Source organism: Vibrio satsumensis (assembly GCF_050337435.1).
Taxonomy (GTDB): Bacteria; Pseudomonadota; Gammaproteobacteria; order Enterobacterales; family Vibrionaceae; genus Vibrio; species Vibrio satsumensis.
On sequence record NZ_JAKJSX010000006.1, the window covers coordinates 41,769 to 53,088 of the forward strand.

At 44.3% G+C, this 11,320-nt stretch carries 9 protein-coding genes; 3 read left to right on the forward strand and 6 right to left on the reverse strand.

The annotated features are described in order from the left end of the window. The first annotated feature begins 213 nt into the window (after window positions 1-213). Window positions 214-2,004: a sigma-54-dependent Fis family transcriptional regulator gene (locus tag L4C44_RS07730; RefSeq protein WP_428804770.1), complete on the forward strand. Its 1,791-nt coding sequence runs from the start codon at window positions 214-216 to the stop codon at window positions 2,002-2,004. A 403-nt stretch (window positions 2,005-2,407) separates the two neighbouring features. Further along, entirely contained in the window at window positions 2,408-4,522 is a 2,115-nt protein-coding gene (locus tag L4C44_RS07735) for a methyl-accepting chemotaxis protein (protein WP_428804771.1), read from the forward strand. A gap of 100 nt (window positions 4,523-4,622) precedes the next feature. Here L4C44_RS07735 and L4C44_RS07740 read toward each other — a convergent pair whose 3' ends face one another. Then, window positions 4,623-5,474: a LysR family transcriptional regulator gene (locus L4C44_RS07740; RefSeq protein WP_428804772.1), complete on the reverse strand. Its 852-nt coding sequence runs from the start codon at window positions 5,472-5,474 to the stop codon at window positions 4,623-4,625. Window positions 5,475-5,572: 98 nt separating this feature from the next. Here L4C44_RS07740 and L4C44_RS07745 point away from each other — a divergent pair, with 98 nt between their 5' ends. Beyond that, a complete protein-coding gene (locus tag L4C44_RS07745; RefSeq protein WP_428804773.1) occupies window positions 5,573-6,220 on the forward strand; it encodes a glutathione S-transferase family protein in 648 nt (215 codons plus the stop codon). A 70-nt stretch (window positions 6,221-6,290) separates the two neighbouring features. Here L4C44_RS07745 and L4C44_RS07750 read toward each other — a convergent pair whose 3' ends face one another. The 5 genes from L4C44_RS07750 to L4C44_RS07770 form a co-directional block, all read right to left on the reverse strand. Continuing rightward, window positions 6,291-6,524, reverse strand: coding sequence for a helix-turn-helix domain-containing protein (locus L4C44_RS07750; protein ID WP_060981025.1), 234 nt, complete (start codon window positions 6,522-6,524; stop codon window positions 6,291-6,293). Between the two features lie 10 nt (window positions 6,525-6,534). Next, window positions 6,535-7,083: a DUF2975 domain-containing protein gene (locus L4C44_RS07755; protein WP_428804774.1), complete on the reverse strand. Its 549-nt coding sequence runs from the start codon at window positions 7,081-7,083 to the stop codon at window positions 6,535-6,537. An 87-nt stretch (window positions 7,084-7,170) separates the two neighbouring features. Beyond that, the gene (locus L4C44_RS07760) at window positions 7,171-8,109 is read right to left on the reverse strand and encodes a LysR family transcriptional regulator (RefSeq protein WP_428804775.1); all 939 of its coding nucleotides are present in this window, start codon (window positions 8,107-8,109) and stop codon (window positions 7,171-7,173) included. A 119-nt stretch (window positions 8,110-8,228) separates the two neighbouring features. After that, on the reverse strand, window positions 8,229-9,722 hold the full coding sequence (locus L4C44_RS07765) for a DUF1254 domain-containing protein (RefSeq protein WP_428804776.1): 1,494 nt from the start codon (window positions 9,720-9,722) through the stop codon (window positions 8,229-8,231). A gap of 108 nt (window positions 9,723-9,830) precedes the next feature. Beyond that, window positions 9,831-11,318: a DUF1214 domain-containing protein gene (locus L4C44_RS07770; protein ID WP_428804777.1), complete on the reverse strand. Its 1,488-nt coding sequence runs from the start codon at window positions 11,316-11,318 to the stop codon at window positions 9,831-9,833. Between the last annotated feature and the right edge of the window lie 2 nt (window positions 11,319-11,320).

Consider the following 11,320-nt stretch of genomic DNA (forward strand, 5'->3'; position numbering starts at 1 on the left):
TTTAAAACACTGATACTTCGTGTTTTCTTCACAACAGTAACAACGCAAATCACACGCCAGAACTTCAAAACTTGTTGTTAATAAATTGTAAAACTATGATTACCAAACGTTTACAACCCAAAGTGAGTTGGCATTGAACGGACGTATGGAAAGCACTCCAGTGTTCAACTGTTCCAAATTGGTACACCCTCACTGTTACGACATGGAACAGTCATGCACCTTCAACACACACAAGCCTCAGATTGGCTTTCGTCCTCTTGGCACCGCAGCACAGAAGCGGGGCTAAAACAGAGACGGCTTCCTGAAGATATACGCCTGCCACAATCGATCCTTAAGCAACGACGTCATCAATCTTCTGACCTGATTCAAATCGTCGAGCGCAACGCACTGCCTCTGTTTAATCAGATGTTTGCACGCACCGACAGTCGCTTGATTTTGACCGATATTGAAGGGGTGATTCTGGCGAGTTGGGGCCAAGAAAGGTTTAAGGAGAAACTGACTTCGATTGCACTTAGCTCTGGAGCGTGCTGGCAGGAACAACTGAAAGGCACCAACGCGATTGGCACAGCCATTGTGGAAGCCAAACCAGTGACTGTCATTGGCGAACAGCACTTCATCCACCAGCATCGGTTTATAAGTTGTTCAGCAAGCCCTGTGTTTGATCATCAAGGCCAGATGGTTGGCGTATTGGACATCACCAGTGAACAGCAACAACACGACAGTTCGGTGCAGCTACTCGTTCAAAACATGGTTCAGCTTGTTGAAAACCAGCTATTGAGTCATATCCCACAAGGCACGACTCGTATTGATCTCGCGTGTGAGAAATCGTTATTGCACAGTGGTTGGCAAGGGATCGTAATAGCGAATGAGGCTGGTGAGGTGGTGGCGCATAATCAAGTCGCCTCTCAATTGCTGGATCAAACCTCGATCGTTGGTGCATGCATTGATACCCTCTTCAATCGAACTTCATTAGACACCTCATTTGTGTTTGAAAAACAGCACCTCAAACGCACGACAACCAAACGCACACGTTCTATTTCAGCATCGTGTGATTTGCACCATGGCGAAGAACAGATAGAACACGCTTGGCAGCAAGCTAATAAGGTCATCGATAAAGGGATCAGCTTGCTGATCTTAGGTGAAACTGGCGTTGGAAAAGGTGAGTTTGTTAAAGCCTTACACAAACAGAGCCAGCGTAAATCCTCACCCTTAGTTGCCGTCAATTGTGGAGCACTACCGAAAGATCTTATCGAATCTGAATTGTTTGGTTACGCGCCGGGCGCATTTACGGGAGCAAGCCACAAGGGCTTCCAAGGCAAGATCCGCCAAGCAGATAAAGGGATTCTATTTCTAGATGAGATCGCCGACATGCCTTTGGAGGCTCAGTGTCGACTGCTGCATGTTCTGCAAGACAAATCCGTAGTACCTGTAGGTTCAAACCAGAGTTACCAAGTTGATTGTCAGATCATCGCAGCCACACATAAAAACCTCGAGCAGTTAGTTGCGACAGGAGAATTTAGGCAAGATCTGTATTACAGACTAAATGGCTTAGCCTTCACCTTACCAAGCCTGCAATACCGACAAGACAAGCACGCTTTAATCAAAAATATTCACCGAAAATACGCAGAAGATGGACAGGCAATCTGCCCTCACTTGATGAGATTACTATGCGCTTATTCTTGGCCGGGTAATATCCGAGAACTAGATAACTTACTGAAGGTCACCGCCCTACTCGCGAGCGACGAACCACAAGTGACTCTGGAACATGTACCAAGCCACCTTGCTCAGCACCTCACCTCTTTAGCTCAAGATAGTCATCACCAGATTACTGCTTCTCGTATCATCGAAGGTAAGCCAAATACTGATTTAAGAAGTACCGTTGAAGAAACCTTGCTGCAAACCTATCAAGCCAACCAAGGTAATATCAGCAAGACATCGCGAATATTGGGCATCAGCCGTAATACTATTTATCGAAAACTAAAGAGTTTGGGGATTCTTCAATGAAGAAAATGAACCAAGCTTTGGCTGCCCTGAATTTATAAAACAAACATAAACACTCGCATAAATAGGGGAAATGAATGACTTTGAGTAAAATTAAGTGTGACCATTGTCATATAATGAATAATCCACATTCAGTAACGAGCGAAAACAACACTGTTCTCACCTAACAAAAGACCACTTTATCAACAAGGTTTAAAGATCAATAAATACAATTGGTTACTTAACCTTAAGCAAGCATTTATTTATCTTTCAGAACCCATACATCAAATATAAAGATAAGCCCAATGCAATCCTGTTTATAAATTTAATCCGTCTATTCTTTTTGTATTCATTGTTTTGAATTTTCCATTCACTTATCTTGTTTAAAATCTCTGCAAAACTACCACTATTTGGTTACAGGGATCTTATGTTTAACAGTATACGTACACGAATTGCGGTGAGTGCAGGCGGGGCAATGGCTTTCACTCTGTTAATCGCAATGGGGATGACGACCAACGCATTTACCGATGTGAATGAGCAAGTCACTAAAAAAGTCAAAACGCAGCTGACAGACGCCACGACATCGGATTTACAAAACACAGCGCTTCAACAAGGTTTAAACATCGCTAACCAGCTTGACCCTGTATTGGCCAACCTAAAACAAGCACGCTCAATCATTGAGTTGAGTTCAGAAACCAACGCAAGCGCAGACCTTGTTGTTAAACAGTTTACTGCCGCCTTGGAAGCACAAAACAAAGCTGTATTTGCGGGCTACATGGTGTGGGAAAACAAAACATGGCCACAGCAAACCGATCTGAATGGCGAGATTAGCTTGAACAGCGAATTAGGTTTCAACAGTCAGGGCTACCTTGCCCCGTTCTTCTCTCCCAATGACCAAAACAGCTTTGATGCAGTCGCGATGGAAAGCTTCAGCAATACCGAGTTAAACAGCAACGGGGAGCGAAAAGACGACTGGCACTTAATGCCTTACCAAACCGGTAAGACATTTGTGATGGAACCGTATTTCTACCCGGTTCGAGGTAAGCAAGAGCTCATCACCACCATCAGCCAACCAATCAAACAAGACGGGAAAATCATTGGCTCAATTGGCTTTGATTTGTCTTTGTTTGAACTTCAAAGCCAGAGTGAATTGTTTGCTCGTGACCTGTTTGATGGCAAAGGCAAGATCCTCATCACTTCTTGGAAAGGCATTACACTGGCCAACAGTCGCTCTGCAGATATGGTAGGTAAAAAAGTCTCATCTGAATTGGAAGCAGAATGGTCGAGCATTCAGTCTATCGCTAAGCGAACAGGCGCTGGCCTTGTCACTTTCGGCGGCGATGAATACGCAATTACTTCAATTAATACCAGTGATGCGCCTTGGGTCGTCATGGTTTCAGTACCCAGTAGTCACCTTACAAAAAGCGTCGACGACTACACGAATTGGAGTGATGAACAGAATTCAAAAGCACTTGAAAAAGGTGTGTGGGCGGGGATCATCGCAGCTCTTCTAGGCATTGCCTCCATGGCATTTATCGCCAACTCTTTAGGCAAGGTTCTGAACAACTTAGTGGAACGTTTCAAAGATGCAGCACAAGGCGAGGGTGACTTAACTTATCGCATTGAAGTGAAAGGTAAGGATGAAACTGCTCAGCTAGCACATTGGTTCAATACCTTCCTATCTCGCATACAAGAAATGCTCCTAACCGTTATGGTAACGGCAGACCAAGTAGATAAAAATGCCGCTGAAGGCCAAGCTCGCGCTGAGGTTTCTCGTGATCAGTTGAATTCTCAAGTTAACGAAGTGAACTCACTTGCAACAGCCATTAATGAAATGAGTGCGACTGCACAAGAAGTGGCAAGTTCAGCCGTTCAAGCGGCCGCAGCTGCGAGCCAAGTGCAAAGCAACAGCCTTAATGGTATGGCACGTATGGACAATGCCGCGAGCGCAGTAGATAGCTTGGCCATTCAGGTCAATGATGCGCAGCAACAAACGCAAAACTTAGTTGATTCAAGCACCGCCATTCAAGGTATTTTGAGTGAAATTGGCGGTATTGCAGAACAAACCAACCTACTTGCGCTTAACGCCGCGATTGAAGCAGCTCGTGCGGGGGAAGCCGGACGTGGCTTTGCTGTGGTTGCTGATGAAGTACGTAACCTCGCGAATCGCACTCAAGGTTCGACCGAAGAGATTCGCTCTATGTTGGCTCGCTTAGAGCAAGAGACTCAATCTATCGTGGTATTGATGGAGCAAAGCCAAAAGCAAGCAAACGACACCAAAGGCGAAACTGAAGCCGCTCATCTGGCGTTGTCTGAAATCAACCAAGCGATTGAAGTGATCAACGACATGAACAACCAGATTGCTTCCGCTGCTGAGGAACAAAGCTCGGTATCAGAAGAGATTAACCGTAATGTGGTGATCATCAATGACACCGCCGTTGAGGTGATGGGCACCATGACATCGTCGGTCCAAATTAGTAACGATCTGACAGTAAAAGCTGGAGATTTGCACGGAGAACTGAGTAAGTTTAAGCTTTCTTAATTCGCTCTCTCTTCCATAAAAACAAGGCCGATAAACTCAATGTTCTCGGCCTTTCTATTTCTTGAACACTCTCAGCAATACCTCTCACCAAGCAACAAATCTAATTGGAATCTAACTCAATCAGCTGATTGAGCACCTCTTTGTCCAACACAGGATGATGCTTACTCGCGAGCAACAGTACGATGTCCACCGCAGGTAACGGCGGCATATCGTCGAGAATCTTCAAATCAGGTGTGACACTGAGCTTACCCATAGCTCCAATCGCCAACCCTGCTTTGACGATAGCGCGCTGAGCTGAAGCCGTGTTACTACAGGCTAGTAATTGATAGGGTATCCCCTGCTTAGTTAAACCATTTACCGCCGCAGCGTGGTATTTACAGTCAGTCTGAAATAGAGCTAATGGAACTGGCTTAGAGTCATCCAAGACATAATCAGAACTGCTTATCCACACTCCGACATCATGGGTCAGCCAATAACCCTCTTCACTGTCAGGTGCTCTGGTGACAATCGCGGCATCTAATCGGCCATCATCCAACCACTCTCTGAGCGTAATGCTTGGTAAGCTGAATACTTGAATAGAACAGGTAGGTTCTGCTTTCTGCAACAGACGAATGACTTTCGGCAGAATGATGTCGTTATAGTCTTCAGGGCAACCTAACCTCAAGGGCTGTTTATCCTCATAACGCTTAACTTGTTTTAATGCCGTATTGTGGAGTGCGACTAGCTGCTCCGCATGAGAACGCAGTGCTAAGCCCGCCTCCGTTAAAACTAAGTTACGCCCCTCTTTTTGAAACAGGGTGACGTTGAGTTCCTCTTCCAACTTACGCATCTGCGCGCTAAATGCCGATTGGGTGCGATTGATCTGTTTCGCAGCACGCGTGAAGCTACTGGTTTCCACAAACGCGAGAAAGCCTCGCAAAGCATCAATATCCATATTGAAATAACCACCCATCGTTTTTATTAATGTATTGCATCAAAATTATCCGTTAGTGCTCAGTAATACAATCCCTTAACCTCAAAAGCATCCCCACCACACGCAAGGAAGCATTTATGCAGCTTTATATCGCTAATCAGAACTACTCCACTTGGTCACTGCGCGCATGGCTAATATTCGATCACTACAACCTCAACGCAGACGTCATTAAACTTAAGCTGTTCACCCCAGATTTTTATGACACGTTAGCGAAAGTTACACCCACTGCAAAAGTGCCGACTCTGGTTGATGGTGACGTTGCAGTGTGGGATTCACTGGCTATTCTCGAATACGTAAACGATGCCTATTTAGACGGTGTTGCGTGGCCTTCTTCCGTCGCTGAACGCGCCCATGCCCGAGCAATTTCCGCAGAGATGCACTCTGGGTTCTTCAATCTAAGAAATGAAGTGCCAATGAACTGCCGAGCAAAAAGAACGCTAACGCTGAGTGAAGGCGCACTGAAAGACATCGCTCGTATCGATGCGATATGGTCAGCGCAAATGGAACAGTATCCAGAAGGCTGGTTGTTTGGTGAGTGGTCGATTGCTGATGCGATGTTTGCACCTGTAGCGCTGCGAGTCGAAACCTATGGCATCAAGCTTTCGGACAAAGCCCAACAGTATCAACAACGTGTGTTGAATAGCCCGTCTATAAGAAAATGGTTGGCGGAGGCGAGTTTAGAAAAGGATATCGTTGAAGAAGACGAGGCGGGAGAACCTGTTTAGTCTGGAGCGAATGAGTCTCGAATGGCTTCGAGACTCATTGATTAGTTAGAAAAGATTTTGTCCTTTCCAACTATTCTGCAGAAAGGTCATCAGGCTGCTTATTCGGTTCAAACTCCAAAATATCACCTGGTTGACACTCTAAAACCTCACACAGTTTATCGAGTGTCGATAGCCTTACCGCTTTGGCCTTGCCATTCTTTAACACCGACAAGTTGGCTTCTGTAATCCCGACTTCTTTCGCCAATGTCTTCAATCGCATTTTTCGTTTGGCCATCATAATGTCTAAATTAATGCAGATAGTCATGACAAGTCCTTTAAATCGTGTGGCTGTGTTCGTCGGCCAAAATATAACCCTCTTTCATCACCCATGAGATGATCAAGATAATCATACCCAATATCAGGGTTAAAAAATCCATGCCGACAAAACTAATTGCAAATATTCGTTCGCCAGGAGGATTATTGAACGACAACACTACAGACATCGCTGCACCGTAGATCACCGACCCAAATACCCAGTAAAACAAGCAGTAACCAAGCTTCTGATAAGACATTGCATTTTCTAGTGAGAAGATTTCTCCGCGTTCATAATTACGGAATAAACGTATCAGAACTATTAACGCATACAAAACAATGCTCCACACGGCCAAACTTGTGAACATCGCAATGACTCTTGTGGTCAAAGTTAATGGTAATGTCGTAAGAGATTCAATTTCGTAAGAAAACTGAACAATACCCATATTAGTAAGGAAGTCATAGGGAGTTTGAACGGCTAGCCAAAAGTAACACACCATGATTGGTACAAGTGCAAAAAGACATTGCAGTAGCATGCGAACACGTCGGCTTTGTTTTTGAATGTTAGACATAGTTATTGTTCCTGTTGAGTTGACAGGAGGATACTAAGATCAAAACAAACGATGATCAATAAAAAATTATCGATAAACGATAATTTTTTAAAGTGTGCTCTTCAATAACTCACTGAACTTCGACGCTATCCACTGATGCGAAGCTGATGTAAATGTACGCTGATGTTGCAGTAAATATAGGTCGACGTGATATTGCTTACTGGCTACAAAATCGTAAATATCCACAAACTGGCTATCGAAACCCGGTAGTGCATTCAACGCATTCATACCAAAGATCACCGCATCTGAACGAGACGCGATCTCCATCAACACATGAGTTTGGGTGCTTCGAAGTTTTGGGCGTTTGTCACTTTCCAACTGTAATAGAACTTGTTGAAGAGGCGTGTTGAATGCTTGCTTATGGTCTTCTTCTACGTTCATAGCGACTATAGGGTATCGCATGATTTCATCTAACGTAGTGTCTTTTCCAACCAACGGGTGGTCTTTACGAACAAACAGTTTGGGATAGATTGTTCCAATTTTTGTCGCTTGGTATTTTTGATCTAGCGAGCTTGAATAATGAATAGCAAAGTCTAACTTCCCTTTGTCGAGTAAGTCGTAAGGGTTACTTTTCGCGGCCATTTCTATCAAGTTGACGTCAGGAGCTTCTTCAAATAACCCTAAGGCTAGATTGGGAAGAATGGTACTTCCTAGAAAGGTAGGCAAAGAGATCGAAAACGTATCATTACATTCTCGAGGATCAAATTGACTACGTTGAAACAACGCAGCCAACTGCGGAAGAATGTGTTGCAGCTCTTGACCTAACTCTAGCGACTTTGATGTCGGTGTCAGGCCAGTAGAGGTTCGGATAAAAAGGGGATCATCGAAGGTTTCTCTCAACCGTTTTAAGCTGCGACTCATAGCCGACTGCGAGACAAATAACACCTTTGCAGCATTGGTTACATTGCGTTCTCTAAGTAATGTGTCAAAGGCCACCAGCAAATTCAGGTCGACTCGATTCAATTGATATGAAATATCTTTTTGCATAATCCCTCTGCGATATTGAACAACGACATTGTTTAGACGAACTAACCATAACACGAAAAGATACACCCACTTAAAGTCGTATCCAATCTTGATTAGCCGGCTACTTTACTTTGATAGAATTACTCGTTTACTTTAATAAAGTCACCTGGCTTCCATGAATTATCAAACCATTTTTCTGTCGGTGAATACATACGGAAGATGATATTAAAACCTTTCCCTTCCGTCGTTTGCACCCAGTTGTTTTCCATTCCTTTTGGCGCATCAGGTGCAAAATGTATGGTGATTGAACCATCACTGTTTTTCTTAATGTCTTCACTCAAACCATCGATACCCGCAGATTTTTGGTCGGTTTCTAACATGGAACGCGTCTGGTTATCGTAGATCATAAATGACCAGAACTTCTCTACAGGCGTATTCGGCGGCAGTGTTACTGTGTAGTGCTGGCTACCATCTAACACTTCCTGATTGGCATCACGTGTTGCCAATAAGTAATCCGAACCTTTGCCTACGGTTTTCGTCACCATATCAGGGGTAATTCCCGTTGCCATGAAGTGGAATGTTGCTCGCATATCAGAGTCAATAACCCCATTTGCGTCTTTAAATTCATGCCCTGAGACTAACGGAGTAAACCATTGTCTATCTTCGTAGCGAAACATCTCTTCCTTAGGATGAAAATAGGTAGAGCGCGCTTCAGCGGTTGCTATTTTGGCCGCTTCCGACAGGATTTGCTGCATGCGCTTATTGGGAGCAAATTCCTGCCCTTTTTCGATTCCGATATCTTTGGCTAACGACAACCATTCAGCATCAAAAATCGCCGTAGGTTCGTATTGAATGAGTGCATTCACCTCATCGTAAAATGTCGCATCCATTGCATGAATAGTGTTGTAGTCGACACCTGAAATATTCATGAACTCTGTGTTGTCTTTCTCTCCATACGGGTAAAGCTTAGTGGTCTCTTTCAGCGTCGCAATACTCGCTTGCATTTCATCTGGCGAGCTAACAAGACGCAATAACAACCAGTGCTGATAACCTTCACTGACGATTTCAATGTATCCCTCTGGCACTTCACCTTCCCACGAGGAATGGCGGATAAAGTACTTGCCTGACTTTGCGATATTGTCTGGATGGGTAACACCAATTCGGTCTACATATTTAAACGCAGCGTTGTCGAGTAAGCCAAGTACTGGGGTTGGAATTTCCAGAACAACCGGGCCATTTTTCACATCAATTTCAGAAGTGATATACGGTGTGGTTGTATTCGCGGTTAACCACAGGCTATTGGCGTCTAAGTTGTCTTCAGAAATCGCAATGGTTTGGTTCGGCTTCATGCCAATACTTTCGTGCCCCAGTAGCAATCCTTGTATCGAAGCAACAGGAATACCGGACAGAAACACACGAACCGCATTGGAGACTTGAACAAAGTCTTGCACCTTAGTGTGCGTTTCTTCAGTAGGTGCACCATCGGTATAGTTCAGCTCTCCTAGATAGGCTGACTCAACCTTATTTGGGGTGATGATACTCTCTGGTACTTGGGCACTATATTTAGGCTCAGCGAATGCAAAAGATGAACAACCTAAAGTAATCAGTAACGTAGCAATAATGGATTTTTTCATAATAATTCTCTCTTATCTAATGTGATTCAGATAGCCTAGACAGCCCCAGTTTGTGTTCTCCACCAGGGCAAAGCACGAGGCTATTTATTTCCAGAGACGGTTGAGTCTCTATTGCTGGCTAGTACTGATTTTCTCCATGTCTTCTAGCATCCAGTTCTTAAAGAATGTTTTCGAGGTTGGTCGGTAAAGTCGGAACAACAAGAAGTAATCTTCTCCCCCCGTAGGCACCCAGTTATTCTCTTGCCCTTTTGGTGCTTCTGGGCCGAAGTACAGGTCGTAAGAACCGTCTGGATTCTTTTTCATCGTGTCTGCGTTTCGAGAAGATAGTCCTACTCGGTCGACACCTTTAACAAAGTTCTTGGTTTCCATGTTGTAAACAATGGCAGACCAGAAATCTTCAACTGGCGTATCGGCTGGCACGTTGAGCTTGTACGTCGCTTTACCATCTAACATTTCACCTTTTGAATCACGCAGCCCCGTTAGGTAGAAGGTTGAACCACCCAGCTGTTTCGGTAAATAAGTCACATAAAAGTACGACGCTGCACGCTTATCGACTAACACCTCATTTTCATCCACAAATGGGAAGCCAAGCTGAGCCTGAGGGCCAAAGTTCCAGAAAGACCATTGTGAAAGTGGTTTGCCATTTTCATCTTTCCATAGCGCGCTAACCGTTTGATCAGGCTCTACGAATTTCGACTGCATGTGCGCATACGCCATCAGTACTCCCTCACGAATCGCTTTTTTCTGCTCTTCTGACGGGTCGAATTTTTTGCCTTTCTCGATACCAAGATCTTTGAGTAACGAAACCATCGCCTTATCTTGTGCTCTAACTGGATTCTCTTGAATGACATCATTAATATCTTGGAAGAACGTCTCGTTGTAATACGGAAGGCTGTCATACGCGACATCCGTTGCATCTAAGTAGTCTGTCTTTGGTGGATTTTTGGCATCCGCAAGATTGTAGATTTTGATTTTCTTTGCGTAGTTGCCCGCATCTAAATCTGTTGCTCCATTGGTTAACGATGGTCTGAACGAAAAGCCATACAAATACGTGTCGGTTTCAAACACCAAATAACCTTGGCTTTCTAACTCTTGCTTAGTACCAAGCTCATTGTCGTAACCTGGTGGTAAGAATAGATACTTTCCTCCCTTACCTTCATCAGCACCTTTGTACCCCACATCTGTAATCGGCACCTCCCATTGGTTCACAATCGAGCCAAAGTAATTCACCTTGTCAGTCGCCGCCGGAACTTCAATAACAACAGGGCCATTTTTAGAGGTTGTGGTTGCCCAAGCATAAGCCGTGGTGTCATTAGCCGTGAGGAAGCCTTTTTCTGAGCCAAAAGGTTCGTTAACGTAAACCACGTCATTGAAATCACCATTCAAGTCACGACGAGTCGCTTTCAAAAAATCAATCTGGGTGACTGCTGGCATGTAATGAATAGCGGTTTGCGTGGCACGTTGTACCATCATTTTGTATTCGAGGTTTTCGATCTGCGATGCGCGGTTAAGGATGTCATCAGTATCATCAAATGATTGAGAGTAGACCGGCAATGTACTGATAGTGAGTAGCGAAGCGAGTAGAAGTTTTTTCATGT

Bases quoted from the DNA above. Each gene is read 5' to 3' on its own strand.
- L4C44_RS07730 (WP_428804770.1), top strand. From the start codon at position 214: ATGCACCTTCAACACACACAAGCCTCAGATTGGCTTTCGTCCTCTTGG.
- L4C44_RS07735 (WP_428804771.1), top strand. From the start codon at position 2,408: ATGTTTAACAGTATACGTACACGAATTGCGGTGAGTGCAGGCGGGGCA.
- L4C44_RS07740 (WP_428804772.1), bottom strand. From the start codon at position 5,474: ATGGGTGGTTATTTCAATATGGATATTGATGCTTTGCGAGGCTTTCTC.
- L4C44_RS07745 (WP_428804773.1), top strand. From the start codon at position 5,573: ATGCAGCTTTATATCGCTAATCAGAACTACTCCACTTGGTCACTGCGC.
- L4C44_RS07750 (WP_060981025.1), bottom strand. From the start codon at position 6,524: ATGACTATCTGCATTAATTTAGACATTATGATGGCCAAACGAAAAATG.
- L4C44_RS07755 (WP_428804774.1), bottom strand. From the start codon at position 7,083: ATGTCTAACATTCAAAAACAAAGCCGACGTGTTCGCATGCTACTGCAA.
- L4C44_RS07760 (WP_428804775.1), bottom strand. From the start codon at position 8,109: ATGCAAAAAGATATTTCATATCAATTGAATCGAGTCGACCTGAATTTG.
- L4C44_RS07765 (WP_428804776.1), bottom strand. From the start codon at position 9,722: ATGAAAAAATCCATTATTGCTACGTTACTGATTACTTTAGGTTGTTCA.
- L4C44_RS07770 (WP_428804777.1), bottom strand. From the start codon at position 11,318: ATGAAAAAACTTCTACTCGCTTCGCTACTCACTATCAGTACATTGCCG.